At 70.3% G+C, this 25,993-nt stretch carries 27 protein-coding genes; 14 read left to right on the top strand and 13 right to left on the bottom strand.

From position 1 onward, the window contains the following. The first annotated feature begins 10 nt into the window (after positions 1–10). The 5 genes from G537_RS0108245 (at position 11) to G537_RS36980 (ending at position 3,757) form a co-directional block, all read left to right on the top strand. A complete protein-coding gene (locus tag G537_RS0108245; protein WP_026869712.1) occupies positions 11–412 on the top strand; it encodes a ribulose bisphosphate carboxylase small subunit in 402 nt (133 codons plus the stop codon). 162 nt (positions 413–574) lie between these two features. Then, a complete protein-coding gene (gene cbbX, locus G537_RS0108240; RefSeq protein ID WP_026869711.1) occupies positions 575–1,492 on the top strand; it encodes a CbbX protein in 918 nt (305 codons plus the stop codon). After that, positions 1,489–2,184, top strand: coding sequence for a ribulose-phosphate 3-epimerase (gene rpe / locus G537_RS0108235; protein ID WP_026869710.1), 696 nt, complete (start codon positions 1,489–1,491; stop codon positions 2,182–2,184). Before cbbX ends, rpe begins: the two co-directional genes overlap by 4 nt. Next, positions 2,181–2,861, top strand: coding sequence for an HAD family hydrolase (locus G537_RS36985; RefSeq protein ID WP_034851014.1), 681 nt, complete (start codon positions 2,181–2,183; stop codon positions 2,859–2,861). The genes rpe and G537_RS36985 overlap by 4 nt, the downstream gene beginning before the upstream one ends. Before the next feature lie 2 nt (positions 2,862–2,863). Then, on the top strand, positions 2,864–3,757 hold the full coding sequence (locus G537_RS36980; RefSeq protein WP_064742094.1) for an HAD-IA family hydrolase: 894 nt from the start codon (positions 2,864–2,866) through the stop codon (positions 3,755–3,757). A gap of 47 nt (positions 3,758–3,804) precedes the next feature. Here the strand turns inward: G537_RS36980 and G537_RS36975 are convergent, their stop codons facing one another. The 6 genes from G537_RS36975 to G537_RS0108195 all read right to left on the bottom strand — a co-directional run bounded on the left by G537_RS36975 (position 3,805) and on the right by G537_RS0108195 (position 8,851). Continuing rightward, the gene (locus G537_RS36975; protein WP_051248168.1) at positions 3,805–4,422 is read right to left on the bottom strand and encodes a hypothetical protein; all 618 of its coding nucleotides are present in this window, start codon (positions 4,420–4,422) and stop codon (positions 3,805–3,807) included. 12 nt (positions 4,423–4,434) lie between these two features. Continuing rightward, positions 4,435–5,292, bottom strand: a complete 858-nt coding sequence (locus G537_RS0108215; protein WP_051248166.1) for an ABC transporter permease — start codon at positions 5,290–5,292, stop codon at positions 4,435–4,437. Then, positions 5,289–6,023: an ABC transporter ATP-binding protein gene (locus G537_RS0108210; protein WP_051248163.1), complete on the bottom strand. Its 735-nt coding sequence runs from the start codon at positions 6,021–6,023 to the stop codon at positions 5,289–5,291. The genes G537_RS0108215 and G537_RS0108210 overlap by 4 nt, the downstream gene beginning before the upstream one ends. A gap of 107 nt (positions 6,024–6,130) precedes the next feature. Then, on the bottom strand, positions 6,131–7,096 hold the full coding sequence (locus G537_RS0108205) for a YVTN family beta-propeller repeat protein (RefSeq protein ID WP_034851013.1): 966 nt from the start codon (positions 7,094–7,096) through the stop codon (positions 6,131–6,133). Between the two features lie 10 nt (positions 7,097–7,106). After that, on the bottom strand, positions 7,107–8,270 hold the full coding sequence (locus G537_RS0108200) for an ABC transporter substrate-binding protein (protein WP_245578982.1): 1,164 nt from the start codon (positions 8,268–8,270) through the stop codon (positions 7,107–7,109). A gap of 206 nt (positions 8,271–8,476) precedes the next feature. Beyond that, on the bottom strand, positions 8,477–8,851 hold the full coding sequence (locus G537_RS0108195; RefSeq protein ID WP_026869705.1) for a c-type cytochrome: 375 nt from the start codon (positions 8,849–8,851) through the stop codon (positions 8,477–8,479). Positions 8,852–9,076: 225 nt separating this feature from the next. Here G537_RS0108195 and G537_RS0108190 point away from each other — a divergent pair, with 225 nt between their 5' ends. Together G537_RS0108190 and G537_RS0108185 are read left to right on the top strand one after the other, a co-directional pair. Continuing rightward, the gene (locus G537_RS0108190; RefSeq protein WP_081688681.1) at positions 9,077–10,054 is read left to right on the top strand and encodes a quinoprotein relay system zinc metallohydrolase 2; all 978 of its coding nucleotides are present in this window, start codon (positions 9,077–9,079) and stop codon (positions 10,052–10,054) included. Between the two features lie 25 nt (positions 10,055–10,079). Beyond that, positions 10,080–10,871 (top strand): quinoprotein dehydrogenase-associated SoxYZ-like carrier, encoded by a 792-nt coding sequence (locus G537_RS0108185; RefSeq protein WP_026869703.1) that lies wholly within the window; start codon positions 10,080–10,082, stop codon positions 10,869–10,871. Between the two features lie 164 nt (positions 10,872–11,035). On the opposite strand, the gene G537_RS0108180 is transcribed toward G537_RS0108185, so the two are convergent. After that, positions 11,036–11,377 carry a hypothetical protein gene (locus tag G537_RS0108180; RefSeq protein WP_034851012.1) on the bottom strand — a complete coding sequence of 114 codons (342 nt, stop codon included), beginning with the start codon at positions 11,375–11,377 and terminating at the stop codon, positions 11,036–11,038. A 332-nt stretch (positions 11,378–11,709) separates the two neighbouring features. On the opposite strand from G537_RS0108180, the gene G537_RS0108175 reads away from it, so the two are divergent. The 5 genes from G537_RS0108175 (at position 11,710) to G537_RS0108155 (ending at position 16,467) form a co-directional block, all read left to right on the top strand. Next, the gene (locus G537_RS0108175; protein WP_026869701.1) at positions 11,710–12,165 is read left to right on the top strand and encodes a hypothetical protein; all 456 of its coding nucleotides are present in this window, start codon (positions 11,710–11,712) and stop codon (positions 12,163–12,165) included. Between the two features lie 458 nt (positions 12,166–12,623). Then, positions 12,624–14,426: a lanthanide-dependent methanol dehydrogenase XoxF5 gene (gene xoxF5 / locus G537_RS0108170; protein WP_026869700.1), complete on the top strand. Its 1,803-nt coding sequence runs from the start codon at positions 12,624–12,626 to the stop codon at positions 14,424–14,426. 80 nt (positions 14,427–14,506) lie between these two features. After that, positions 14,507–15,061, top strand: coding sequence for a c-type cytochrome, methanol metabolism-related (locus tag G537_RS0108165; RefSeq protein ID WP_026869699.1), 555 nt, complete (start codon positions 14,507–14,509; stop codon positions 15,059–15,061). A gap of 10 nt (positions 15,062–15,071) precedes the next feature. Further along, positions 15,072–15,911 (top strand): substrate-binding domain-containing protein, encoded by an 840-nt coding sequence (locus tag G537_RS0108160; protein WP_034851011.1) that lies wholly within the window; start codon positions 15,072–15,074, stop codon positions 15,909–15,911. A gap of 7 nt (positions 15,912–15,918) precedes the next feature. Further along, complete coding sequence (locus G537_RS0108155; protein WP_026869697.1) at positions 15,919–16,467, top strand: PQQ-dependent catabolism-associated CXXCW motif protein; 549 nt, start codon at positions 15,919–15,921, stop codon at positions 16,465–16,467. A 317-nt stretch (positions 16,468–16,784) separates the two neighbouring features. Here the strand turns inward: G537_RS0108155 and G537_RS0108145 are convergent, their stop codons facing one another. From G537_RS0108145 to G537_RS0108120, 6 genes are read right to left on the bottom strand one after another with little or no spacing between them, the layout of a single operon-like run. After that, positions 16,785–17,063, bottom strand: a complete 279-nt coding sequence (locus G537_RS0108145) for a type II toxin-antitoxin system ParD family antitoxin (protein ID WP_026869696.1) — start codon at positions 17,061–17,063, stop codon at positions 16,785–16,787. 60 nt (positions 17,064–17,123) lie between these two features. Next, complete coding sequence (locus G537_RS36970; protein ID WP_051248159.1) at positions 17,124–17,873, bottom strand: ABC transporter ATP-binding protein; 750 nt, start codon at positions 17,871–17,873, stop codon at positions 17,124–17,126. After that, entirely contained in the window at positions 17,870–18,655 is a 786-nt protein-coding gene (locus G537_RS0108135) for an ABC transporter permease (RefSeq protein ID WP_026869695.1), read from the bottom strand. The genes G537_RS36970 and G537_RS0108135 overlap by 4 nt, the downstream gene beginning before the upstream one ends. Continuing rightward, the gene (locus G537_RS0108130) at positions 18,645–19,625 is read right to left on the bottom strand and encodes an ABC transporter substrate-binding protein (RefSeq protein WP_034851010.1); all 981 of its coding nucleotides are present in this window, start codon (positions 19,623–19,625) and stop codon (positions 18,645–18,647) included. The genes G537_RS0108135 and G537_RS0108130 overlap by 11 nt, the downstream gene beginning before the upstream one ends. A gap of 4 nt (positions 19,626–19,629) precedes the next feature. Then, positions 19,630–20,478 (bottom strand): S-formylglutathione hydrolase, encoded by an 849-nt coding sequence (fghA, locus tag G537_RS0108125; protein WP_026869693.1) that lies wholly within the window; start codon positions 20,476–20,478, stop codon positions 19,630–19,632. Further along, complete coding sequence (locus G537_RS0108120; RefSeq protein ID WP_026869692.1) at positions 20,478–21,605, bottom strand: S-(hydroxymethyl)glutathione dehydrogenase/class III alcohol dehydrogenase; 1,128 nt, start codon at positions 21,603–21,605, stop codon at positions 20,478–20,480. The genes fghA and G537_RS0108120 overlap by 1 nt, the downstream gene beginning before the upstream one ends. 439 nt (positions 21,606–22,044) lie before the next feature. Here G537_RS0108120 and nosP point away from each other — a divergent pair, with 439 nt between their 5' ends. Together nosP and G537_RS36965 are read left to right on the top strand one after the other, a co-directional pair. After that, on the top strand, positions 22,045–23,151 hold the full coding sequence (gene nosP, locus G537_RS0108115) for a nitric oxide-sensing protein NosP (protein ID WP_245578981.1): 1,107 nt from the start codon (positions 22,045–22,047) through the stop codon (positions 23,149–23,151). Positions 23,152–23,154: 3 nt separating this feature from the next. Continuing rightward, positions 23,155–25,845, top strand: coding sequence for a hybrid sensor histidine kinase/response regulator (locus tag G537_RS36965; RefSeq protein ID WP_051248157.1), 2,691 nt, complete (start codon positions 23,155–23,157; stop codon positions 25,843–25,845). Positions 25,846–25,993 lie beyond the last annotated feature (148 nt).

Below are 25,993 nucleotides of genomic sequence, written 5' to 3'. Positions count from 1 at the left end.
GGAGGCCGCGATGCGCATCACCCAGGGTTGCTTCTCCTTCCTGCCCGACCTGACCGACCGGCAGATCGCCGCGCAGGTGCAGTACTGCATCGACAATGGCTGGGCGGTGAACATCGAGTTCACCGACGACCCGCATCCCCGCAACACCTATTGGGAGATGTGGGGCCTGCCGATGTTCGACATCCGCGACGCCGCCGCGGTGATGACCGAGCTGGCGTCGTGCCGGAAGGTGCACGGTGACCGCTACATCCGCATCTCCGGCTTCGACGCCAGCCATGGCTGGGAGTCGCTGCGGATCTCCTTCCTGGTCAACCGGCCGCCGGAGGAGCCGGAGTTCCACCTGGAGCGCCAGGAGGCTGAGGGGCGGAGCATCCGGTACACGACGAGGCTGCTGTCGTCTCCCGCTGGCTAAGGCTGTCCCCTTCCGGCTTTTCTTTTCCTGTCATTGCCGGGCTTGACCCGGCAATCCAGAAGGTCTCGACACCCTCTGGATGCCCGGGTCAAGCCCGGGCATGACAGAAAGGGGAAAGCGGGAGCGGCAAACCAGAACCACCATCTCTCCGAGAGGCCCGCCATGACCGATGCCGCCCTCGAGGCGCCGGCCCGCATCGACCTGCGCCAGGAATTCGCCGAGACCCGGATCGACGAGGTGTTCGACCAGCTGGACCGCGAGCTGGTCGGCCTCGCCCCGGTGAAGACCCGGATCCGCGAGATCGCCGCCCTCCTGCTGGTCGAGCGCGTCCGCGGCCGGCTCGGCCTCGCGGTCGAGGCGCCGACGCTGCATATGAGCTTCACCGGCAACCCCGGCACCGGCAAGACCACCGTCGCCCTCAGGATGGCCGACATCCTGCACCGGCTCGGCTATGTCCGGCGCGGGCACCTCGTCTCCGTCACCCGCGACGACCTGGTCGGCCAGTACATCGGCCACACCGCGCCCAAGACCAAGGAGATCCTCAAAAAGGCGATGGGCGGGGTGCTGTTCATCGACGAGGCCTACTACCTGTACCGGCCGGAGAACGAGCGCGACTACGGCCAGGAGGCGATCGAGATCCTGCTGCAGGTGATGGAGAACCAGCGCGAGGACCTGGTGGTGATCGTCGCCGGCTATGCCGACCGGATGGAGACCTTCTTCACCAGCAACCCCGGCTTCCGCTCGCGCATCGCCCATCACGTCGAGTTCCCGGACTTCAGCGAGGAGGAGCTGATCGCGATCGGCGAGGGCATGCTGGAACGGCAGAACTACCGCTTCAGCCCGGAGGGCCTCGCCGCCTTCCGCGACTATGTCGCCCGCCGCATCCGCCTGCCGCATTTCGCCAACGGAAGGTCGATCCGCAACGCGCTGGACCGGGCCCGGCTGCGCCAGGCCAACCGGCTGGTGCGGGACATGCCGCCCGACCTGACGGTCGAGGATCTCGTCACCATCGGCGAGGCCGACATCCGCGCCAGCCGGGTGTTCGCGGCCGAGCCGCCCGAAGTGGAGGCCAAGCTGTGACCGCCCCCCTCTCATCAGTCATCGCCCCTTCCATCCTCTCCGCCGACTTCGCCCGGCTGGGCGAGGAGGTGCGCGCGGTCGCGGAGGCCGGCGCCGACTGGATCCATATCGACGTGATGGACGGGCATTTCGTGCCCAACCTGACGATCGGGCCCGACGTGGTGAAGGCGCTGCGGCCGCACAGCGACCGGTTCTTCGACGTGCATCTGATGATCGCCCCGGCCGATTCCTATATCGAGGCCTTCGTCGCGGCCGGCGCCGACATCGTCACCGTGCATGCCGAGGCCGGGCCGCATCTCGACCGATCGCTGCAGCATATCCGCGGCCTGGGCAAGCGGGCCGGCGTGGCGCTGTGCCCGGCGACGCCGGAGGAGGCGGTGGCGCATGTGCTGGACCGGGTCGACCTGATCCTGGTGATGACGGTCAATCCCGGCTTCGGCGGCCAGGCCTTCATCCCGGCCATGGCGGCGAAGATCCGCCGGATTCGCGCCATGATCGGCGACCGGCCGATCCGGCTCGAGGTCGATGGCGGCATCACGCCGGAGAGCGCGGTGGTGGCCGCCGAGGCCGGGGCGGACGTGCTGGTCGCCGGCTCCGCCGTGTTCCGCGGCGGCGCGGCCGGCTATCAGGCCAACATCGCCGCGATCCGCAGCGGGGCGGAGAGAGGGGCCGCCCGGCCGGCTGCCGCATGACCGCCCGCACGCGCGCCCCCCACACTCGTGCGGTGGTGTTCGACCTGGACGGCACGCTGGTCGACAGCGTCGCCGACGTCGCCGCCGCCCTGGCGCCGCTGTTCCGCGAGGCCGGGATCCACCCGCTGTCCGAGGACGAGGTGCGCGGCCTGATGGGCCATGGCGCGCCCGGGCTGGTGCGCGGCGCGCTGCGGCTGCGCGGCTGCGATCCCGGCAGGGCGGTGTGGATGACCCGGCGCTTCCTCGACCACTACGCCGCGGCGCCGGCGGCGCGGACCACCGCCTATCCCGGCGCAGTCGAGGCGGTGGCGGCGCTGACCGAGGCGGGAATCCCGGTCGGCGTCTGCACCAACAAGGCGGCCTGGACCGCCCGGTCGGTGCTGCGGGCGCTGGGCTTCGCGCCGCATGTCGGGGCGCTGGTCGGCGGCGACAGCGGCCACGGCATGAAGCCGGATCCGGAGCCGCTGCTGGCCTGCATCGCGGCGCTCGGCGCCCGCCCCGAGGACACCGTCTATGTCGGCGACCATCCGGTCGACATCGCCACCGCCCGGGCCGCCGGGGTGCGGGTGCTGGCGGTGCCGTTCGGCTATGGCGAGGTCGACCGGCGGGAGGCCGACGGAATCCTCGCCGACTACGCCGCCCTGCCCGAATGCCTCGGCCTGGCCGAGGCGGTGTAGCCGTGCGGCTCGAGGCGATCCTGTTCGATGTCGACGGCACGCTGGCCGAGACCGAGGAGGTGCATCGCCAGAGCTTCAACGCCGCCTTCCGTGCCGCCGGCCTGGACTGGCATTGGAGCCGGGAGCAGTACCGCGAGCTGCTGGCCGTGACCGGCGGCAAGGAGCGGATCGGGCGGTTCCTGGCCGGCATGCCCGACCCGCCCCGCTGTGACGTGGCGGCGCTGCACCGGGCGAAGACGGAGCGCTACACCGCGCTGGTGGCGGCGGGCGCCGTGGCCCTGCGCCCCGGCGTCGCCCGCCTGCTGGCCGAGGCGCGGGCGCAGGGCGTGCGGCTGGCGATCGCCACCACCACGACGCCGGCCAATGTCGCGGCGCTGCTGGCGGCGGCGCTGGGGCCGAAGGGGCCGGCGCTGTTCGAGGTGATGGTCGCGGGCGACGCGGTGCCGAGCAAGAAGCCGGCGCCGGACGTGTACCTGGCGGCGCTGGAAGCGATGGGGCTGGACCCGGCCGGCTGCGTCGCGATCGAGGATTCGCGCAACGGCGTGCTCGCCGCCCGCCGCGCCGGCCTGCCGGTGCTGGCGACGCCGAGCCTCTACACAGGCGACGAGGATCTGCGCCACGCGCTGGCGGTGCTGTCCGACCTGGGCGAGCCGGACGCGCCCTACCGGCATCTCGGCGGCGCCGGGGCGGGGGAAGGCTGGGTGACGGTCGAGGCGCTGGGGCGGTGGGCGGCTGACTTCAACAAGCAACGAGTCTGCAGGCGGCGAGAGCCCCCTCACCCTCCCGTCGCCTTCGGCGCCGGGCCCCTCCCTCTCCCCGAGGAGAGGGACCTCGGAGCTGCGCTTTCTTCACCTCTCCTTGGGGAGAGGTCGAAATCGCGCAGCGATTTCGGGTGAGGAGGCGGCACCGGCGGTAGACGACTGGCCCGCCCCCATCGACCGCCCTACTTCCCGATCTCCTCCTGGATCGTCCGCGACAGGGCGAACAGGCGGCGTTCCAGGACGAAGGGCTGGTCGCAGATCGCCGGCAGCAGGCGCTCGCGCTCGTCGAAGACGCGCTGGTCCCAGGACAGCTGCCTTTCCAGATCCTGCCGCTTCTGCGCCACCGCCATGTCGGTCGAGGTCGGGTCGACGCCGTCCAGAGCCTTGGTCGTCTCCTCGATCCGCTGGGCCAGCGCCGCCTGCCGGGCGTTGTAGCGGCGGATGCCGCGGATGATGGTGGCGCGCTCGCCGTTGATGCTCTCGAACAGGCCGGCGAACAGCTCGGACAGCGCGACCTTGCGGTCGCCCTCATAGCCGGCGGCGAAGCGGCGGATCTCGGCCGTCGCCTCGTCCACCGGCACGCGGCGCGGCGCCACCCGCTCGACCAGCGCCGCCACCACCGCGTCGTCGCGCCAGGACGGGCCGTTCACGGTCGGGTCGTCGCCCGGCCACATCGCGCCGACCGACAGCTCCGGCTGCAGCACCTGGACGCAGGGCCAGTCCTCCTTCTGGGCGGCGTCCTGCCCCCAGGCCAAGGCGGGCGCCAGGGCCAGGAGCGCGGGGAGAAGCCAACGGACCATGACGGCCTCCTTTCAGCCGGCGCCGGGGCCGCGGACGCGGGCGACGAGGCCGCGCGCCGGGTCATAGGCCAGGATCGCCCCGCCGAGGAACACCACGGCGAAGCCGAGGACGAGCAGCAGCGACTGGGTGTCGACCTGGCCGTAGAGGGCGAAGCGCACCAGCTCCACGGCATAGGTGAAGGGATTCAGGCCGCAGACGTCGCGCAGCAGCGGGCTCGCCTCCTCCACCTTCCACAGCGGGTAGAGGGCCGAGGAAGCGAAGAACATCGGGAAGATCACGAAGTTCATCACCCCGGCGAAGTTCTCGAGCTGGCGGATCGCCGAGGACAGCAGCAGGCCGAGCGCGCCCAGCATCAGCCCGGACAGGACCAGCGCCGGCAGCACCGTGAGATAGCCCATGCCCGGCGGCTCGATGCCCCAGAGCCGGGCGATCAGCAGGAAGACATAGACCTGCGGCAGTGACAGCAGCGTGCCCACCAGCAGCCGGGCGGTGAGCAGGAACCAGCGCGGCATCGGGCTGGTCAGCAGCACGCGCATGCTGCCCATCTCGCGGTCATAGACCATGGACAGCGAGCTCTGCATCCCGTTGAACAGCTGGATCATCGCGATCAGCCCGGGGACGATGTACTCGTCATAGAGGATATAGGTCTCGTAGGGCGGGATGATCGAGACGCCGAGCACCGAGCGGAAGCCGGCGGCGAAGATGAACAGCCAGACCAGCGGCCGCACCAGGGCCGAGATGAAGCGCGTGCGCTGGTGCACGAAGCGCAGCGCCTCGCGCCACAGGATGCCGTTGAGGCAGCGCAGCGCCCCGGCGACGGAGACGGCGCCGAGGGGCTGGCGCCCGGCGATCTGATCGATCGTGCTCATGCCGCCTCCGTCAGCCGGCGGAAGGCGTCCTGCAGCCCGCCGGCGCCGAGATCGGAGATGATCGCCGCCGCCGGCCCCTGCCGCAGGATGCGGCCGCGATGCAGGATGATGGTGGGGTCACCGGCCTCGACCTCGTCGATCAGATGGGTGGCCCAGACCACGGTCAGGCCGCGGTCGCGCACCAGGCCGCGGACATCGGCCAGGATCGCGGCGCGGCTGCGGATGTCGAGCCCGACCGTCGCCTCGTCGCAGAGCAGGAGGCGCGGCTCGTGCAGCAGCGCCCGGGCGATCTCGATGCGGCGCATCTCGCCGCCGGAGAAGCCGCGGATCTTGCGGTCCGCCTCCTTCGCCAGGCCGACCCGCTCCAGCTCCGTCGCGATCCGCTGCCGGGCGACCGCGCCCGGCATGCCGTGCAGCGCCGCGTGGTAGCGCAGGTTCTGCCGGGCCGAGAGGTCGGGGTCGAGCGCGCGCTGCTGGAACACCACGCCCATCAGCGCCAGCGCCTGCCCGGGATCCTGCGCCAGGTCGTGGCCGAACACCCGGATGCTGCCCGACTGGGCGCTGTAGAGCCGGGTGACCAGCGAGAACAGCGTGGTCTTGCCGGCGCCGTTCTGGCCGAGCAGCACGGTGAAGGTACCGGGCTGCACCGCCACCTCGATCTCCGCCAGGATCTCGCGCCCGGCGATCCGGTGGGAGAGGCCGGTGACGGCGAGGGCGTCAGCGGCGGGCATGGGAGAAAGCCCGGTGATGAGAAAAACTGAGTCCCCCCTCCCCTCGCGGGAGGGGGGACTCTGAACTGGCGAAGAAGGCGTGAAGCATCTTCATGTCGGCGAGGAGGTCAACGGATCGCCACGCCCCAGGGCAGTTCGCCCACGGGAATCGACTTGATCACCTTGCGCTCCGCCACGTCGATCACCGAGATATCGTTCGAGGCGCCGTTGGTCGACACCAGATATTTCCCGTCCGGGGTGAAGGCGAGCTGCCAGACCCGCTGGCCGACCAGGAGATAGTCTGTCACCTCATAGGTCGCGGTGTCGATCACCGCGACGCGGTTGGCCGGGCCGAGGGCGACGAAGGCGGTCTTGCCGTCCTTGGTGATGCGCACGCCGACCGGCTGGAGCGTCTCCTTCCGCACGCCCTGGACCTCGAAGCCGATCTTCTTCACCACCTGGCGCGACGCCGTGTCGATGACGCTGACCGTGCCGCCGATCTCCGCCGAGACCCAGACCTGCTTGCCGTCCGGCGTGAACTCGGCGAAGCGCGGCCGGCTGTCGACCAGCACGTTGTCGGCCACCTCCAGCGTCTCGGTGTCGATGAAATGCGCCATGTTGGTGGTCTCGGAGGTGTTGACCAGCCATTTGCCGTCCGGGCTGACGCCCATCCCCTCCGGCTCCACCCCCACCGGCACCTCGGTCTCCATCGCCCGCTGCTCGAGGTCGAGGACCGTGACCATGTTGTCGTCCTCGTTGGCGACGTAGAGCCGCTTGCCGTCCGGCGCCAGCACGAACAGCTCCGGATCCGGGCCGCTGGGCAGCGTACCGAGCGGCTTCAGCGTCCCCGTGTCGATCATCTCGATGTGGTCGTCGTCGCTGGTGCAGACGTAGAGCACCTTGCCGTCGTGGCTGAGCGTGATGCCGCGCGGCCGCTGGCCGACCTGGATGGTCTGGGTGACCGCCATGGTGTCGAGGTCGACCACGCTGACGGTGTTGCCCTTCTCGTTCGAGACATAGGCGGTGAAGGCCTGCGCCTGCGCGGCGGCGAGGAGGGTCGCTGCGGCGAGGGTCAGGAGAACCAACCTGGTCATGCGCGCCTCCTCACGGGTTCAGCCGGCATTCCGATTCCGGCTCGTCATAGCCGAGCGTGTCCAGCGGCGTGCGCTGGTGCAGGAAGCCCTCCTGCGGCGAGACCGAGACCAGCATCATCGGCGAGGCCAGCAGGATCGGCTGGCGCAGCTGCTGGTCCCAGCGGCGGAAGGTCAGCGGCACGCCCTTGAAGGCGCCGAGCTGGAAGGCGTCCGACACCAGATAGTCATGGATCGCGGCGGGGTCGGCCTTGCCGGTGCGGGTCACCGCCTCGCCGATCGCGCGGACCGCGGCCCAGGCGGCGTAGTCGCGTTCCAGCATCCAGCGGCCGGCGGCCCGCTGGAAGCGGCGCTGGATCTGGGTGCCGCCCCACTGCTCCTGGCTGCGGTGCCAGGCGGTCGGCACCAGCCCCTGGGTGCCGACGACCGGCCGCGCATCCCAGGTGCGGTACGGCAGGTACTCGCCGAATACCTCGCTCTCATCGGCCACGACCATGACGTCGTAGTCCGGCAGGCGCTGGGTCAGCTGCGTCATCTGCCGCTGCACCTGCTGCTCGCCGGTGTCGGAGCGGCGGGAGCCGGCCTGGAACTCGTAGCTGCGCTCCTCGACGATCTGGGCGCCGTAGCGCTTGGCGGCGCGGCGGACGGCGTCGGCGAAGGCCTTGTCCTCGTCCTTCGTGCCGGAGACCAGCACCCAGCGGGTCCAGCGCTTGAACGCCAGGTACTGCGCCAGGGCGTCGGCCTTCATCGCCCGGCTGGGGATGGTGTGGAAGACGTTGGCGCGGCAGTCGGCGACGCGCAGCCGGTCGTCCTGGGCGCGGGCGTCGAGGATCACCGCATCCTTCATCTCCGGCAGGTCGGCGAGCTGCAGCAGCCGGTCGGCCGCCAGGTCGGCGACGACCAGCCGGATGCCCTTGCCGGCGATCGCGGCCGCGGCGCCGGCCAGGTCGCCGCCCGCCGGGACCACGGTCTCGTCCAGCGTGTAGTCCTGGCCGAGGAAGCGGCCGGTGGTCTGGTTGTCGGTGATGGCGAGCTTGGCGCCGGCCAGCCCCTTGTCCTTGGCCACCGGCTCGACCAGCGACAACGGCTCCGGCTCCGGGATCGCCTCGCTGAGCCAGCCGATGGTGACCGACAGCTTCGGCGCCTGCTGCTGGGCCGCGGCGGGAAGGGCCAGCACCGCCGCGGCGAGGCCGAGCGCTGCGAAGAGGCGTCTCAGAAGCTGAAGGGCCTGCGCCGCCCTCTCACCCGAAATCGCTGCGCGATTTCGACCTCTCCCCAAGGAGAGGTGTGAGGCGCGCCGCCCGCATTCCCCTCTCCTCGGGGAGAGGGAGGGGCCCGCGCGCGAAGCGCGTAGGAGGGTGAGGGGGCCCTCCGAGCCCATCGTCAGCTCGCCCCCGCGTCCTTCAGATAGGCGATCACGTCCTTCCGGTCCTCCTCCTTCGGCAGGCCGGGGAAGACCATCTTGGTGCCGGGCACCAGGGTCTTGGGATTGGCGAGATACTTGTCGAGCGTCGCCTCGTCCCAGGTCAGATGCGCGTTCTTCATCGCATCCGAATATTTGAAGCCGTCGATCGCGCCGGAGGTGCGGCCGATCACGCCATGCAGTGACGGGCCGAGCTTGTTGGTGCCGGCGTCCATCGAATGGCAGGCCTGGCATTTGGCGAAGACCTGCTTGCCCTTGGCCGCGTCCTGGGCCTGGGCCGCCATCGGCAGCGCGAGCGCGGCGGCAGCCGCGGCGATGAGTGCAATGCTTCGCATCTCGGACGTCCTCCTGCTGGGCCGGACGGGCCGGCGTTCCGCTTCGGCATCGGCGCGGGCCCGAGGCCCTGCCGTGCCTGCCCGCTCGACGGCGGGGATTGGCCCCGACTGTATGAACCGCCCCCGGCCCCGACAAGGCGAGAAGAAGCAACTGAGACCAAAGTCCAATTCAGCCGCGGGGCAAAAGCACGGCCTGATGATTCCTGGTCCTGCGGGAGAATTCGCGTGCCGTCATCGGACCGCAAGGCAGATCCGCACCGGCCGGCGGCGCTGAGCCGCCGGCGCGCGATCGGCGGCGCCCTGGCGCTGGGCCTCGTGGGCGGCGCGGCCGCCCCGCCGACCGAGCCGCCGTTGCCGGTGGCGGAGGTCGCGCCCGGCGTCTTCGTGTTCCGCGGCGTGCATGAGGAGGCGACGGCGGCGAATCTCGGCGGGATCGCCAATCTCGGCTTCGTCATCGGCGGCGAGGCGGCGGCGGTGATCGACACCGGCGGCAGCGCCGCCGAGGGACGACGGCTGCTGGCGTCGGTGTGGCATCGGACCACCCTGCCCGTCCGCTGGGTGATCAACACCCATTTCCACCCCGACCACGCGCTGGGCAACGCCGCCTTCGCCGGGCCTTTCACCACCATCGTCGGCCACGCCAATCTGCCGCGCGGCCTCGACGCCCGGGCCGACACCTATCTCGACGGGCTGCGGCAGGCACTGGGCGACGCCGCCGCCGGCACCGCGATCGTGCCGCCGACCCACTTGGTGCGCGACCGGCTGTCGCTCGACCTCGGCGGCCGGACGCTGGAGCTGAGAGCCTGGCCGCCGGCGCACACCGATGCCGACCTGACCGTACTGGACACCGCGACCGGCACGCTGTTCGCGGGCGACCTGGTGTTCCTGGAGCGGGTGCCGGCGATCGACGGGTCGCTGCGCGGCTGGCTGGATGCCATCGCCGGGCTGCGGCGCGAGGCCGGGATCCGGCGGGTGGTGCCGGGCCACGGCCCGGCCTCCACCCCCTGGCCGGATGCGCTGGACGACGAGGAGCGCTATCTTCGCCTGATCCTGACCGAGACCCGCGCGGCCCTCGCCGCCGGGCGCAGCCTCGACCAGGCGGTGGCCACGGTCGGCCGGTCCGAGCGCGGCCGCTGGCTGCTGTTCGACGACTACAACGACCGCAACGTCGCCACGGCCTACACCGAGCTGGAATGGGAGTAGCCGAAGGACGAAGGGGGAGGACACGATGCCGAAGCACGCCGCGACCCTGATCCTGGTCACCCTGCTGGCCCTGGCCGGCCCCGCCCGGGCCGACGATCCCTGGCCCGAGCTGCAGACCGCGATCTTCGGCGACAAGCCGGTCGCCGACGGCAGCGCCTTCATGCGGGTGGAGGCGCCGCAGCGCGCCTATGACGCAGCGGTGGTGCCGGTGACCGTCCGATTCGACCGCGAGCACATGCCGGCCGGGCGGATCCGCGCCGTCACCCTGGTGGTCGACAAGAACCCGGCGCCGGTCGCGGCAGTGTTCCGGCTGGGCGACGGCATCACCGACCCGACCATCGGCACTCGGGTGCGGGTGAACGAGTACACCAACATCCACGCCGTGGCCGAGACCGCGGACGGGTCGCTGTTCATGGCCGCCGCCTTCGTCAAGGCGGCCGGCGGCTGCTCCGCCCCCGCGATGAAGACGCCGGACGAGGCCATGGCCCATCTCGGCGAGATGCGGACCAAGAACCTGGACGCGGCGCTGATCGGCCAGCCGAGCCGGGTCGAGCTGCTGATCCGGCACCCGAACTATTCCGGCATGCAGATGGACCAGATCAAGCGCACCTATGTCCCGGCGCGCTTCATCGAGACCGTCGAGGTCAGCTACGACGGCGCCGAGCTGCTGCGGGTCGAGGGCAACATCTCGCTGAGCGAGAACCCGATGGTGGAGTTCAGCTTCACCCCGGCGGAGGCCGGGCGGCTGAGCGCGACCGCCAAGGATTCGGACGGCGCCGTGTTCACCGGCGCCTGGCCGGTGCCGGCGACGATGTGAGGCGGCGTGCTAGAAGCAGAGAATTGAGGGACGGGGTGCGGGCAATCCCCAAATTGTCATGCCCGGGCTTGACCCGGGCATCCAGAAGATGTCGAGACCCACTGGATTGCCGGGTCAAGCCCGGCAATGACAGAGGAGAGAAAGCGTCTTTCTTCGAGAGGCCCCTAAAAGCAGCGGAAATCCGCCTCGATCTGCGCCAGGCGCAGCGTGTCGACCATGGTCTTCAGCATCGTCATCTCGCGGAAGATGCCGGCCTGGTCGCCGGTGGCGAGCTGCATGCGCAGCACCGTCTCGGCCTTCTCATAGGCGCTGTAGGGCATGATCGAGGCGACCGTGTCGATGCTGCAGGAGCAGCGCTGCAGCATCTCCTGCGTCTCGCCGTTGCTGGCCATGCAGCCGATCACGTAGTCGGCCACCACCGGGGTCGGATAGTCGTTCGCCCGCGCCGGGCCGGGCGCGGCGAGCAGCGCCGGGGCGAGGAGGGCGAGAACCGCACAGCCCTTCATGGCGATCGCTCCGCAGTCGCGTCGGGCGGTCAGCAGAGCAAAGGGCCGGCGGCGGGTCAATTCGTTCCAAGGGACGAGACCGCCTTGCCCGCAGTGCTGCCGCGCCTTTCTTTGTCCCCCCTCCCCTTGCGGGAGGGGGGCAGGGGGAGGGGTCTGCGCGCGTCCGCGCGCGTGCTGCTCGGGATCGGCCTCAGCCGACTGACTGGCCTCACGCAATCGATCGCCGGCTCTGGCGGAGAAACCCCCCTCCCCCTACCCCCCTCCCGCAAGGGGAGGGGGGACTCAATATTTGCGGCCTGGACTTCCCCGGCCAAAGGCGGAGGCAGCCCCCCATGACCGGCCCGGTCCCGGCGGCGCTGGTCGCCAGCCTGCTGACCGCCGTTTCCGGCTACACCGGCTATGCGATCCCCGGCGACCCGCCGACCGTGCTGATGGTGCCGCATGCGGCGCTGGAGGCGATGGCCTGCAGCCATCCCTGCGCCGTGATGGGCTATGCCGGGCAGGACGGCACCATCGCGCTCGACGACCGGCTGAGGATCGGCACCGACCCGGCCGACACCAGCATCCTGGTGCACGAGCTGACCCATTTCCTGCAGCGCGCCGCCGCGGGCGGGACGCCGGCGGCCGACTGCGAAGCCTGGCTGGAGCGCGAGCGCGAGGCCTATGACGTGCAGTACCGCTGGCTGCGCGACACCGCGCCGACGATGCGCGAGTTTTCGCTTCGCCTGGTCCGCCTCGGCCCCCACCCGCTGATCCCGCCCTGCCGGCCGGGCCAGCCCATGCCGTGAGCGGCGCCGCGGCATGATTGGACCGATGTCGCGGAAGTACTGCCCTGGCCCTTGAACAAGCGGCGCGGCCGCTTTCTTTCGCACCGCAAAAATCCGGTCGAGACGCCGGTTTCACTGCCGGCCCGCCCGCTATGCCCCTGCCGACCCCCGCACTGTCGACCGGGGCACGAGATTAATATTTGAAGATTGTACCTTGGTATAAATCTAGTATTTACTTCGCAATCGCAAAAAACGGATTTCGTACCAAAGGACAATATGATTTTGTGTGTTTGCAATTGACTGGGATTTGGATGTCTCCGCAAAGTGATGGCGGTCGTCTTCCGAATGAAGCACCAACAGGCCCGGAGACGAGGCCATGACGACCGGGCCCGATGGCGTGAACGACCGTCGAGGCGGACCTCCGGCGTGCCGCTGGCATTGCCGCGGGTCCCGCATCGCGATCAATGGGAGGAGAGCGAATGCCCAGATTGCTGCGCGTTTCCGGGACCGCCTTGGCGCTTGTGCTCGCGCTGGCGGCGCTGCCGACTGTCGCGTCGGCCAATGACGAGCTGATCAAGCTGGAAAAAGACCCCAACCAGTGGGTGACGCCGCTCGGCAACTATGCCGGCACGCGCTACAGCGCGCTGAAGGAGATCACCGCGGAGAACGTCAAGACCCTGCAACCGGTCTGGACCTTTTCCACCGGCGTGCTGCGCGGCCATGAGGGCGGACCGCTGGTGATCGGCAGCACGATGTATGTCCATGCGCCGTTCCCGAACACGGTCTATGCCCTGGATCTCGCCAACAACGGCAAGATCATCTGGAAGTACGAGCCGAAGCAGGACCCGAACGTCATCCCGGTGATGTGCTGCGACACCGTCAATCGCGGCGTCGCCTACGGTGACGGCAAGATCTTCCTGCACCAGGCCGACACCACGCTGGTGGCGCTGGACGCCAAGACCGGCAAGGTGGAGTGGAGCGTCAAGGACGGCGACCCGACCAAGGGCGAGACCGGCACCTCGGCGCCGCTGGTGGTCAAGAACATGGTGCTGATCGGCAATTCCGGCGGCGAATTCGGCGTTCGCGGCAAGGTGACGGCCTATGACATCAAGACCGGCAAAGTCGCCTGGACCGCCTGGTCGATGGGGCCGGACGCGGACACGCTGATGGATCCGGAGAAGACCACCCATCTCGGCAAGCCGGTGGGCAAGGATTCCGGCATCACCACCTGGCAGGGCGACCAGTGGAAGATCGGCGGCGGCACCACCTGGGGATGGCTCTCCTATGACCCGGAGACCAACCTGATCTATTACGGCACCGGCAATCCCAGCACCTGGAACCCGGTGCAGCGCCCCGGCGACAACAAGTGGTCGATGACCATCTTCGCCCGCGACGCCGACACCGGCATGGCGAAATGGGTCTACCAGATGACGCCCCATGACGAATGGGACTATGACGGCGTCAACGAGATGATCCTGGTCGACAAGCCGTTCAACGGCCAGGAGCGCAAGCTGCTGGTGCATTTCGACCGCAACGGCTTCGCCTACACCATGGACCGCGTCACGGGCGAGCTGCTGGTGGCCGAGAAATACGACCCGGCGGTCAACTGGGCGACCAAGATCGACCTGAAGACCGGCCTGCCGGAGCGCGACAAGAAGTACTCGACCGAAGCCAATGGCGAGGACGTCAATTCGCAGGGCATCTGCCCGGCGGCGCTCGGCACCAAGGACCAGCAGCCGGCGACCTATTCGCCGGACACCGGCCTGTTCTACGTGCCGACCAACCATGTCTGCATGGACTACGAGCCGTACAAGGTAGCCTACACGGCCGGCCAGCCCTATGTCGGCGCGACGCTGAGCATGTACCCGGCGCCGGGCGGCGACCATCTCGGCAACTTCATCGCCTGGGATGCGGAGAAGGGCAAGATCGTGTGGTCGATCCCCGAGCCGTTCTCGGTCTGGAGCGGCGCGCTGGCCACCGCCGGCGGCGTGGTCTTCTACGGCACGCTGGAGGGCTATCTGAAGGCGGTCGACGCCAAGACCGGCAAGGAGCTGTACAAGTTCAAGACCCCCTCCGGCATCATCGGCAACGTCAACACCTACACGGCCAACGGCAAGCAGTACGTTGCCGTCCTGTCCGGCGTCGGCGGCTGGGCCGGCATCGGGATGGCGGCGGGCCTGACCAACCCGACCGAGGGTCTCGGCGCGGTCGGTGCCTATCAGTCGCTGTCGCAGTACACCCAGCTGGGCGGAACGCTGACCGTCTTCGCCCTTCCCGATTGAAGCCTCCCTGCGCCTCGGAGGCGGGCTTCGGCCCGCCTCCTCTTTCTCCGGCCCATGCCCATCATCCGAGAGGATCGAGGATGCCCTTCCGCGCCTTCCTGTTCCGCACCGCCCTCCTGACCGGCAGCCTGATCGCGATCGGCGGCTTCGCCGCCGCGGCCTTCGCCCAGGACAAGGGCAGCGACCCGGCGGGGCAGCAGCCCGCGGCGAACGCGACCGCGGCGCCGGCGGCCGCGGAGGAGGAGAAACCCTATCACATCGGCGCGGACGGCACGGTCGACTGGCTGGTCTATAACGGGTTCCGCCGCTACAACAGCATCTGCTACGTCTGCCACGGCCCCGACGGCGAGGGCAGCAGCTTCGCCCCCAGCCTGGTCGATTCGCTGAAGACCCTCAGCTTCGACCAGTTCATGGACACGGTGGTGAACGGCAAGGAGACGGTGAACACCGCCAGCGAGAAGAAGATGCCGGCGCTGGGCACCGATCCGAACGTGATGTGCTACATCAACGACATCTACGCCTATCTCAAGGCCCGGTCCGACGGCGTCGTGGGGCGCGGCCGGCCGGCCAAGTTCGAGAAGAAGTCCAAGGACTATGCCGAGGCGGAAGCGTCCTGCATGGGGACGCCCGGCTAGGGCGCCCGCCATGCCCCCCTTCTTCGCGCGGCGCGCCGCGGCGCTGGCCCTCCTGGCCGGCGCCGTGCTGCTGTCCGGCCCCGGCCGGGCCGAGCCGCCGCGGCCCGAGGCGATCGACCGTTCGGCGCTGCGGGTCTGCGCCGACCCCGCCAACCTGCCCTTCTCCAACGACAAGGGCGAGGGCTTCGAGAACAAGATCGCCGAGCTCCTGGCCGGGAAGCTGGGCGTGCCGGTGCGCTACACCTGGTACCCGAACTCGACCGGCTTCCTGCGGATGACGCTGCGGGCCCGGCGCTGCGACCTGGTGATGGGCATCGTCGCCGGCGCCGACCTGGTGCAGAACACCAACCCCTATTACCGCTCCGGCTACGTCGTGGTGACGCGGCGCGAGGACAACCTCGCCGACCTGGCCGGACTGGCCGACCCGCGGCTGAAGACCCTGCGGATCGGCATCACGGCCGGCACGCCGCCCGCCAACCTGGCGGCGCGGGACGGGCTGATGGCGCAGGCCCGGCCCTATCCGCTGATCGTCGACACCCGCTTCGACGCGCCGGGCCGGCAGATGATCGAGGATCTGGCGGGCAAGCAGATCGACGTCGCCGTGCTGTGGGGGCCGATCGCCGGCTATTTCGCCAAGCGGCACGGCGACGCGCTGGTGGTGACGCCGCTGTCGAACGAGGCGAAGGACACGCGGCTCGACTTCTACATCACCATGGGCGTGCGGCCGGGCGAGAGCGACTGGAAGAACCGGATCAACGCGCTGATCCGGGAGAACCGGGACGCGATCACCGCGATCCTGAAGGAGTACGGCGTGCCGATGCTCGATGCGCGCGGGCAACCCATGCTTTGAACCCTTGATGCGCCGCCGCGCCCTTCACCTCGCAGTCCTGGCCCTCTGCCTCGCCACCGTCCCGGCCGCGGCGCAGCCGGCGGAGCCCGACGGCTACCGCATGGAGGACTACCGGGCGCCGACGCCGGCGACGCTGAAGGGCGCCACGGTGGTCGACGCCGCGGGGGTGGAACGGCTGATCCGCAGCGGCCCGGTGGTGCTGATCGACGTGCTGCCGCAGCCGCCGCGGCCGGACAAGCTGCCGCCGGGGACGCTGTGGCGTCCGCCGGAGCGACACGACATCCCGGGCAGCGTCTGGCTGGCCAACACCGGCTACGGCGCGCTGTCGGCGGAGATGGAGGCCTATTTCCGCGATGCGCTGGCGGCGCTGACCCTGGGCGACCACGCCCGGCCGCTGGTGTTCTACTGCGACGCGGAGTGCTGGATGTCCTGGAACGCCGCCAAGCGCGCGGTGGCCGAGGGCTACACCGCAGTGCACTGGTTCCCCGGCGGGCTGAAGGACTGGACCGCCGGCGGCCGCCCGACCCTGCCGAACGCGCCGCTGCCGGTGAAGTAGTCTCAGGGCTCTTCGGCCTGCAGCGCCGCCTCGACGTCCTGGCCGCCATAGAAGACGCCGAGGATGGTCACGATCCTCTCGTCGACAGTTAGCACGATCGTCACGCGGCGCCGGAACCCGAGCAGCCTCAGCCCTGGGCGGATATCGTCTCGGCGCGTACCGCGATGCGGGAAGGTCGACAGCGAAGGCAGTATTGGACGATGGACGTCGTGTAGCGTTCTGCCACCAGAGGCGATGCGGCTTCGGAGATGCGGTGATGCAGCGCCAGCAGTTGCGCCTTCGCCTGCGGCGCGAAAATCACACGGTGAGCCGCCTTCCTACCCGACCTTGGTCCGGCGCCTCGTCTCGGCCTTCAGCGATTTCAGAACCTCCTCGGCACTAATGCCCTTCGAGGGGTCGGCCTTCATCTCGTCATAGGCGGCCGCCACCTCCGTGCGCAGCCATTTCTCGAGCGCCTGATCGCGGGCCTGCAGGGCGCGCAACCCGTCGCGGATCACCTCGCTCTCGCTGGCGTATTCGCCCGAGGCGACCTTGGCCCGGACCATCTCCGCCATCTCGTTCGGAAGAGTGACGCTGAACTGCTGGGTGGTGCGCAACGGCGCCTCCGATCCTGCTGAATAGGATGGAACACTATCACGGTTGCGGCGAGCCTGCACTCAGGCGCTGCCCGTCGGTTCATCCCCCTCCGCCACCGCCAGGCCCGGGTCGAAGCGCAGCAGGGCGTCGACGATGGCGTCGATGCGCGGATCGGCGGGGTCGCGCGGATGCGGCAGCTCGATGCCCCGCTGCAGCGACACCCGCCCGACGCCCTCGGCCAGCACCACCACGCGGTCGGCCAGGGTCACCGCCTCGCGCAGGTCGTGGGTGACCAGCAGCACGGTCGGCCGGTGGCGCTGCCAGTAGTTGGCCAGCAAGGCCCGCATCCGCCCGGCCAAAGCGTGGTCGAGCGACACCAGCGGTTCGTCCAGCAGCAGCAGGTCGGGTTCGACCAGCAGCGCCCGGGCCAGGGCAGCACGGCGCTGCATGCCGCCGGAGAGCTGGCCGGGCCAGGCATCCTCGCGGCCTTCCAGCTCGACCGCCGCCAGCAGCTCCCTGGCCCTGGGCTCGGCGCCGCGGCCGGCGACCAGCAGCAGGTTGTCGAGCAGGCCGAGCCAGGGCACGAGGCGCGGGTCCTGGAACACCGCGGCGCGGCGGCGCGGCGGCCCGTCCGGCCAGTCGATCCGGCCCTGATAATCGGGGTCGAGGCCACCGATGATGCGCAGCAGCGTGGTCTTGCCGCGGCCGGAGGGGCCGGCCAGGGCCACGAATTCCCCGGCCCCGATCGCGAGATCGACGCCGTCCAGCACGTCGCGCGGCACCGGCGCGGCGAAGCGCCGGCGGATGCCCTGCAGCGCGACGCCGATCATGGCGACCGCCAGCGTCCGGCGGCGCGGTCGAGGGGCTGCAGGATGAAGGCCTCGATCGCCAGGATCACGGCGATGAACACCAGCGTGTAGGCGAGGATCCCGGCAATGTCGAAGAAGTTGAAGAAGCTGCGGATCTGGAAGCCGACGCCGTCCGGCCGGCCCAGCAGCTCGACCACCAGCACGATCTTCCAGGTCAGGGCGAGGCCGGAGCGGGCGGCGGCCATCAGGCTGGGGGCCAGCTGCGGCAGCACGATCCGGCGCAGCACCCGGCCGCGCGGCACGGCGAAGAGCTGGGCCATCTCCATCAGCGGCCGGTCGAGCGCCCGGGCGCCCTCGCGCGTGATCGCCACCACCAGCGGCGCCTTGTTGACCGCGACCGCCACCACCGCCGCCACCTCGTTCAGCCCGAACCAGACGTAGCAGAGCACGATCGTCACCAGCGCCGGCATGTTCAGCGCGATCACCAGCCAGCCGTCGAACAGCTCGTCGAGCAGACGGCTGCGGCCGAGGGCGATGCCGATGGCGGTGCCGATCAGCATGGCGGCGGCGAAGGCCACCAGCACCCGCGCCAGGGTGACGGCGACGTTGGTGGGCAGGTCGCCCTCGATCATGTGCTGCCAGGCGGAGGCCGCGACCTCGGCCGGGGGCGGCAGGACGGCGCTGTCGGCCAGCAGGGCCGCGACCTGCCAGATGGCAACGAGGATCGCGAGGGAGAGCAGCCAGCGCCAGCGCCGAAGACCCGGCGCCGTTGCGACGGCCGCCGGCGAGGCGTCAACCGCCATGGCCGGGCCAGAAGGTGCCGGGCGGCAGCGCCGTCAGCCCGCCGACCGCGGCCGGGGTGATCCCGGCCATCAGGCGCAGCGCCGCGGCGGCCGCCGCCTCGTCCTCCGGGCCGGGAGCCGGCGGGATGCCGGCGCGGTAGCCGTCGCGCAGGGCGGCGAAGACGACGTCGTCCTCGGCCTGCATCTGCGGCTTGAGGCGCTGCCACAGCGCGTCGTCCGTCTTCATCGCCGCCTTGGCGGCGAAGGAGGCGTCGAGGAAGCCGCGGGCGAGGTCGGGGTTCGCGGTCGCCCAGGAGTCGCGGAACACCCAGCCGAGCAGCGGCGGCGGCCGGTCCAGCCCGAGCTCCGGCAGGATCTTCGCGATCTCCACCACCGGGCGGAAGCCCTTCGCGGCCAGCCGGGCGGCGAACTGCCAGAAGTTGAGCACGGCGTCGAGGTCGCCGCGCAGCGCCAGCTGGTTCAGCAGCGGCGGGGCCGCGAAGTTGACGGTGGCGGCGCGCGGCAGGTCGATCCCGGCCTTGCGGGCATAGGCCTGGATCAGCACCCAGCTCTTGTCGTCCTCGCCGCCGGCGACGCCGAGGCGCTTGCCGCGCAGGTGCTGGATGGTGCGGATGCCGGTCGCAGGATCGGCCATCAGCGCGCCGACGGTCAGCGAGAAGGGCACGAAGGTGAAGTCGCGCCCGGCCTGGCGCTGCCGCGCCACCCAGATCCAGTCGGTGACGATGGCGTCGACCGCGCCGGACTGGAAGGCGACGGCGGCCGCGTCCTTGTCGGCCAGCACCAGCGGGTCGAGCACGAAGCCGCGGCTGCGGTCGAGCCCGCCGTCGCGGATCACCGCCAGCTCCCAGTTCACCGTGCCGAACTGCAGCGTGCCGACCCGCACCCGCGGCAGGTCCTGGGCGCGGGAGACCGACGCCGCCAACAGCGCGCCACCGATGAGGAACCCGCGGCGGCCGATGGCGAGCGTCACGTCCCTACCCCCGGTTCAGCGTGCCGGCATGGTGGCGGATATGGTCGGCGATGAAGGTGGAGATGAAGTAGTAGCCGTGGTCGTAGCCGGGATGGCGGCGCAGCGTCAGCGGCTGGCCGGCCTTGCGGCAGGCGGCCTCGAACAGATGCGGGTGCAGCTCGCGCTCGAGGAACTGGTCGGCCTCGCCCTGGTCGATCAGCAGGTCGGGGCAGCGCGCCCCACGTTCGACCAGCGCGGTCGCGTCCCATTCCGCCCAGCCCGACTGGTCCGGTCCCAGATAGTTGCCGAACGCCTTCTGCCCCCAGGGGCATTGCGACGGCGCTGCGATCGGCGCGAAGGCCGAGACCGAGCGGTAGAGGCCGGGGTTGCGGAGCGCCGCCACCAGCGCCCCGTGCCCGCCCATCGAATGGCCGAAGATGCTCATGGCCGAGCGCCGCGCCGGGAAGTGCCTGCCGATCACCTCCGGCAGCTCGCGCGTCACATAGGCGTGCATGCGGTAGCCGTCGCGCCAGGGGGCCTGGGTGGCGTCGAGGTAGAAGCCGGCGCCGAGGCCGAAATCCCAGCTGTCGTCGTCGCCCGGGTGCCGCCGGTCGCGCGGGCTGGTGTCCGGCGCCACCAGCATCAGCCCGAACTCCGCCGCGTGCTGCAGGGCGCCGGCCTTGATGATGAAGGTCTCCTCGGTGCAGGTCAGCCCCGCCAGGTAGACCAGCACCGGCACCGGCCGCTCGGCCGCCTGCGGCGGCACGTAGACGGCGAAGCGCATCTCGCCGCCGATCTCGGACGAGGCGTGGCTGTAGAACCCCACCTCGCCCGCGAAGGCCCGGTGCCTGCTGCGTGTGACCAGCTCCACCATCAGTATTCGACGACCGTGCGGATCGACTTGCCCTCATGCATCAGGTCGAAGCCCTCGTTGATGCGGTCGAGCGGCAGCTTGTGGGTGATCATCGGGTCGATCTCGATCTTGCCCTCCATGTACCAGTCGACGATCTTCGGCACGTCGGTGCGGCCGCGCGCGCCGCCGAACGCCGTGCCCTTCCACACCCGTCCGGTGACCAGCTGGAACGGCCGGGTCGAGATCTCCTGCCCCGCGCCGGCCACGCCGATGACGATGCTCTGCCCCCAGCCGCGATGCGCGCTCTCCAGCGCCGCCCGCATCACCTTGACGTTGCCGGTGCAGTCGAAGGTGTAGTCGGCGCCGCCGATCTGGTCGGCCCCGCGCTTGGTCATGTTGACCAGGTAGGGCACCAGGTCGCCCCCGACCTCGGTCGGGTTGACGAAATGGGTCATGCCGAAGCGCTCGCCCCAGGCCTTCTTGTCGTTGTTCAGGTCGACGCCGATGATCATGTCGGCCCCGGCCAGGCGGAGGCCCTGGATCACGTTGAGGCCGATGCCGCCGAGCCCGAAGACGATCGCGGTCGCCCCGATCTCGACCTTGGCGGTGTTGATCACCGCGCCGATGCCGGTGGTCACGCCGCAGCCGATGTAGCAGATCTTGTCGAAGGGCGCGTCGGGGTTGACCTTGGCCACCGCGATCTCCGGCAGCACGGTGAAGTTCGAGAAGGTCGAGCAGCCCATGTAGTGGAAGATCTTCTCGCCGCCGACCGAGAAGCGGCTGGTGCCGTCCGGCATCACGCCCTGGCCCTGGGTCGAGCGGATGGCGGTGCAGAGATTGGTCTTGCGCGACAGGCAGGACGGGCACTGCCGGCATTCCGGCGTGTACAGCGGGATGACGTGGTCGCCTTTCGCCACGCTGGTGACGCCCGGGCCGACATCGACGACGATGCCGGCGCCCTCATGCCCGAGAATCGCCGGGAACAGGCCTTCCGGGTCGGCGCCCGACAGGGTGAACTCGTCGGTGTGGCAGATCCCCGTCGCCTTGATCTCGACCAGCACCTCGCCGGCCTTCGGGCCTTCGAGGTCGACCTCCATGATCTCCAGCGGCTTGCCCGCGGCGACGGCAACGGCGGCACGCGTCTTCATCGTTCTCCTCCACATTCTTCGCGTCGTCCGGCGCGGGGCGCGCGGGGAGTCGCGCCGCTGCCGCTGGAACCGGCGCCTGAACCTGCCGGGGAACCGTACCGGCAAAGAAACACCGCCCGGAATAGGACTTTGGCACAAAGGCGACAACCCGCATTTCTCACACTCCTCGTACCCTGCGCCATCGTCCCATGCCGGCAGGGCAGGAGCCGTTCGACGCACCCTGCCGGCCTGTGACGACGGCCCGGAGGGTCGCCTTGCGGCGAGGCAGGACATAAGGAGTGTGAGAAATGCGGGTTTAGCCTGATAATTGGTCCTTGGATCAGTGGTCCCCGCCAGAGGGCCCCGCTAAGCTTCTCGGGAGGAAGCAATGCCCCAAGCCAGTCAAGCCAGGGAGAGGACGGCCGTCACCGGCCCGAACGGCATCCGTCGGGGGATGAGCATGAAGGCGGCGACGGAGGATGCGGTCGAGGAGCTCCTGGACGCGATCGCCCAGGACCGGATGGAGATGGTCCTGCTGTTCTGCTCACCCATCTACGATCTGCCCGCGGTCCTGGCCGCCATGGCCCGGCGGCTGCCGGAGGTGCGGGTGCTGGGCTGCACCACCGCCGGCGAGATCACCCCGGCCGGCTACCGCCAGGGCACGATCACCGGCCTCAGCCTGTCCGCCGACCATTTCGCCGCCTCGGTCCGGCTGATCGAGCCGATGTCGAGCTTCGAGATCGCCGACGGCGCCGCCATCGCCAAGGACCTGCTGGCCGAGCACGAGGCCCGCCACCGGCTCCGCTTCGACCCGTCGCGCACCTTCGCGCTGCTGATCAATGACGGGCTGTCGATGCATGAGGAGATCATCGTCGCCGCGCTGGGCGACGCGCTGGGCGAGATCCCGCTGGTCGGCGGCTCGGCCGGCGACAACCTGGCCTTCCGCGAGACCGCGATCTTCCTCGACGGGCGGGTGCTGTCCAGCGCCTCGCTGCTGGTGCTGGTCTCCACCGACCTCGCCTTCCGGGTGTTCGAGCGGCAGCATTTCCAGGCGCTGGACCAGAAGATGGTGGTGACCCGGGCCGACCCGGCGCGGCGCGTGGTGATGGAGATCAACGCCGAGCCGGCGGCCGAGGAATACGCCCGGATGATCGGGCTGACGCCGGCCGACCTGACGCCGCTGGTCTTCGCCTCGCACCCGCTGGTGGTGCGGGCCGGCGGCCGGCACTATGTCCGCGCCATCCAGCGGGTCGACGAGCAGGGCTGCCTGCATTTCTTCTGCGCGATCGACGAGGGAATCATCCTGAGCGTCGCAAAGAGCGGCGATCTGGTCGCGAATCTGGCCTCGCTGTTCGACGATCTGCGCGCCGAATTGGGCAGCATCGACGCGGTGATCGGGTTCGACTGCGTGCTGCGCTACGTCGAGATGGAGCAGCGCCAGATGCTGACCGAAGTCTCGAGGATCATGGCCCAGAACAACGTCGTCGGCTTCAACACCTATGGCGAGCAGTTCGGCATGATGCATGTCAGCCAGACCTTCACCGGGATCGCCTTCGGGCCGGGGTGAGCGATGGGGCCTGAGGCGGCGCAGGAGGACCGGCGGACGGAGGGCGACCAGGAGGCCGCGCTGCGGCGGCACATTGCCAAGCTGTCGGAGATCAACCGCGCCCTGATGCAGCGGGTCGAGCACAGCCTCGACATGCAGGGCAACGCCTATCAGCTGTTCCAGACCGCGATCCTCCTGGACCAGAAGGTGCGCGACCGGACCCGCGAGCTGGAGCACGCGCTGGAGGCGGTCGAGCGGTCGAACCGCGAGCTGAGCGAGGCGATCGTCGCCAGCCGCACGGCGCAGAACCGGCTGCAGGATGCGATCGACAGCATCTCCGAAGGCTTCGCCATCTTCGACCCGGACGACCGGCTGGTGCTGTTCAACCGCCGCTTCCTCGACTTCTGGCCGCAGCTGACCGACCGGATCCGTCCCGGCCTGTCGCTCGATGCGCTGATCCGCCTGGCGCTCGACGCCGGCATCATCCAGTCCGACGGCCTCAAGCCCGAGCTGTGGATCGCCGAGCGCCGGCGGGACCGCGCCTCCACCCGCGGCGGCGGCGCCCATCGCTGGGTCTATGCCCTGGCCGACGGGCGCTGGGTCCAGGTCAACGACCGGCGGTCGACCGAGGGCGGCATCGCCTCGATCTACACCGACATCACCGACGTCAAGGACGCCGAGCGGCAGGAGCGCGAGAAGGCGCTGGCCGAGCGCTCGGCCCATCTGCAGGCGACGCTGGAGAGCATGTCGATCGGCGTCGCCGTGTTCGACCGCGACCAGAAGCTGGTGACCGCCAACCGGCGCTACGGCGAGCTGCTGGAGCTGCCGGCGGAGCTGCGCCAGCCCGGCGCCTCCTACCGCCGGTTCCAGGAGTTCAACGACGCGCGCGGCGCGCCGGCGCTGGGCACCGCCTCGCCGATCGGGCCGGGCTCGGCCCGCGGCGCAGCCCGAGCTTCGGGCCCGCCCTCCGAGGTGGCGCTGAACGGCCGCTGGTTCGAGGTCAAGGGCGACCCGATGCCCGATGGCGGCTTCGTCACCTCCTATGTCGAGATCACCGAGCGCAAGCTGGCGGAGGAGGCGCTGCTGGACAGCGAACAGCGGATCCGGCTGTTCGCCAATGCGGTGCCGACCATGATCTCCTATGTCGACCGCGACCAGCGCTACCGCTTCGTCAACCGCGCCTACCGCGCCGCCTACGCCCCGAACGGCACCCCGATCCTGGGCCAGACGCTGCGCGCGGTGCTGGGCGAGGCCGAATACGGCCCGCGCCAGCCCTTCATCGAGCGGGCGCTGTCCGGCGCCACCGTGACCTTCGACCTGCCGCTGCCGGGGTCGGACACCGAGCCGCGCTTCGGCTTCGCCACCTATGTGCCGCACCGCAACCACCGCGACGAGGTGGTCGGCTTCTTCACCCTGATCCAGGACATCACCGAGCGCCGGCGGGCCGAGCGCATCCTGGAGGCGGCGAACGAGGAGCTGGAGCGGCGGGTGCATGAGCGCACCGCCACCCTGTCCCGGCTGAACGAGGCGCTGTCGCTGGAGGTGGAGAAGCGGCGCCGCATCGCCCGCGAGCTGCGCGTCGCCAAGACCGAGGCGGAGCGCGCCAACATCAGCAAGACCAAGTTCCTGGCCGATGCCAGCCACGACCTGCTGCAGCCGCTGAACGCCGCCCGGCTGTTCGTGGCGACGCTGGAGGACACGGCGCTGCCGCCCGAGGGCGAGGCGCTGCTGGGCAAGATCGACCACGCGCTGGAGAACGTCGAGGAACTGCTGAACATCCTGCTCGACATCTCCAAGCTCGACGCCGGCCGCGTGGGCGCCAACCTGCAGAGCGTGCCGCTGCCGCCGCTGATGGAGGCGCTGCACGACGAGATCGCGCCGCTGGCGGAGCGCAAGGGGCTGCGCTTCACCCTGCTCCCCTGCTCGCTCACCGTCTGCTCCGACCCGCAGCTGCTGCGCCGCCTGCTGCAGAACTTCCTGACCAACGCCGTGCGCTACACCCATGCCGGCCGGATCCTGTTCGGCGCCCGGCGCCGCGGCGGCATGGTCGAGCTGCAGGTGGCCGACACCGGCATCGGCATCCCGCAGGAGCGGCTGGACGAGATCTTCGAGGAGTTCCGCCGGCTGGACGGCCCGGAGGGCAAGGCCGAGGCCGGGGAGAAGGGCTACGGGCTGGGCCTGTCGATCGTGCGCCGCATCAGCCGGCTGCTCGGCACCGAGGTCAAGGTGCGCTCGGCCGTCGGGCGCGGCTCGGTCTTCTCGGTCCTGGTGCCGCTGACCGACCCGGCGCAGGACTGCATGGCGTCGCGGCCGGCCGCGGCCGCCGTGGTGCCCGGCGCGGTCGACCGGGTGCGGGTGCTGGTGATCGACAACGACCCCGCCATCCTCGACGGCATGACCCGGCTGCTGAAGAGCTGGGGCTGCCGGGTGGCCGCCGCGGCCGACAAGGCGGGGATGGAGGCGCGGATCGGGGCCGAGGGCTTCCGGCCGGACATCGTCCTGGCCGACTACCACCTCGACGCCGGCCAGCGCGGCACCGAGCTGATCGTCGGCCTGCGCCATGCTCTGGACGAGGAGATCCCGGCCGCGGTGATCACCGCCGACCGCAGCCCCGAGGTGCAGTCGATGGTGCAGGCGCTGTCCGGGGTCAGCCTGCTGACCAAGCCGATCAAGCCGGCCCGGCTGCGGGCGCTGATCGCGTCGGCCAGGCGGTGAACGCTATCGCGCAGCGATTTGGCGGAAGTCGTTCTTACCTATTTGTCATCGCCGGGCTTGACCCGGCGATCCAGGGGCCCCCGGAGCGGCATCGACATTCCTGGATGCCCGGGTCAAGCCCGGGCATGACAACAAGGGGAAGATCCCC

It is taken from the genome of Inquilinus limosus DSM 16000, assembly GCF_000423185.1.
GTDB classification, from domain to species: Bacteria; Pseudomonadota; Alphaproteobacteria; order DSM-16000; family Inquilinaceae; genus Inquilinus; species Inquilinus limosus.
The sequence above is the reverse complement of the archived record's forward strand: the minus strand, read 5'-3'. Positions and strand labels throughout refer to the sequence as shown.

Coding starts and splice junctions, on each gene's coding strand:
- G537_RS0108245 (WP_026869712.1), top strand. CDS start 11: ATGCGCATCACCCAGGGTTGCTTCTCCTTCCTGCCCGACCTGACCGAC.
- cbbX (WP_026869711.1), top strand. CDS start 575: ATGACCGATGCCGCCCTCGAGGCGCCGGCCCGCATCGACCTGCGCCAG.
- G537_RS36985 (WP_034851014.1), top strand. CDS start 2,181: ATGACCGCCCGCACGCGCGCCCCCCACACTCGTGCGGTGGTGTTCGAC.
- G537_RS36975 (WP_051248168.1), bottom strand. CDS start 4,422: ATGGTCCGTTGGCTTCTCCCCGCGCTCCTGGCCCTGGCGCCCGCCTTG.
- G537_RS0108215 (WP_051248166.1), bottom strand. CDS start 5,292: ATGAGCACGATCGATCAGATCGCCGGGCGCCAGCCCCTCGGCGCCGTC.
- G537_RS0108210 (WP_051248163.1), bottom strand. CDS start 6,023: ATGCCCGCCGCTGACGCCCTCGCCGTCACCGGCCTCTCCCACCGGATC.
- G537_RS0108205 (WP_034851013.1), bottom strand. CDS start 7,096: ATGACCAGGTTGGTTCTCCTGACCCTCGCCGCAGCGACCCTCCTCGCC.
- G537_RS0108195 (WP_026869705.1), bottom strand. CDS start 8,851: ATGCGAAGCATTGCACTCATCGCCGCGGCTGCCGCCGCGCTCGCGCTG.
- G537_RS0108185 (WP_026869703.1), top strand. CDS start 10,080: ATGCCGAAGCACGCCGCGACCCTGATCCTGGTCACCCTGCTGGCCCTG.
- G537_RS0108180 (WP_034851012.1), bottom strand. CDS start 11,377: ATGAAGGGCTGTGCGGTTCTCGCCCTCCTCGCCCCGGCGCTGCTCGCC.
- G537_RS0108175 (WP_026869701.1), top strand. CDS start 11,710: ATGACCGGCCCGGTCCCGGCGGCGCTGGTCGCCAGCCTGCTGACCGCC.
- xoxF5 (WP_026869700.1), top strand. CDS start 12,624: ATGCCCAGATTGCTGCGCGTTTCCGGGACCGCCTTGGCGCTTGTGCTC.
- G537_RS0108165 (WP_026869699.1), top strand. CDS start 14,507: ATGCCCTTCCGCGCCTTCCTGTTCCGCACCGCCCTCCTGACCGGCAGC.
- G537_RS0108160 (WP_034851011.1), top strand. CDS start 15,072: ATGCCCCCCTTCTTCGCGCGGCGCGCCGCGGCGCTGGCCCTCCTGGCC.
- G537_RS0108155 (WP_026869697.1), top strand. CDS start 15,919: ATGCGCCGCCGCGCCCTTCACCTCGCAGTCCTGGCCCTCTGCCTCGCC.
- G537_RS36970 (WP_051248159.1), bottom strand. CDS start 17,873: ATGATCGGCGTCGCGCTGCAGGGCATCCGCCGGCGCTTCGCCGCGCCG.
- G537_RS0108135 (WP_026869695.1), bottom strand. CDS start 18,655: ATGGCGGTTGACGCCTCGCCGGCGGCCGTCGCAACGGCGCCGGGTCTT.
- fghA (WP_026869693.1), bottom strand. CDS start 20,478: ATGGTGGAGCTGGTCACACGCAGCAGGCACCGGGCCTTCGCGGGCGAG.
- G537_RS0108120 (WP_026869692.1), bottom strand. CDS start 21,605: ATGAAGACGCGTGCCGCCGTTGCCGTCGCCGCGGGCAAGCCGCTGGAG.
- nosP (WP_245578981.1), top strand. CDS start 22,045: ATGAAGGCGGCGACGGAGGATGCGGTCGAGGAGCTCCTGGACGCGATC.
- G537_RS36965 (WP_051248157.1), top strand. CDS start 23,155: ATGGGGCCTGAGGCGGCGCAGGAGGACCGGCGGACGGAGGGCGACCAG.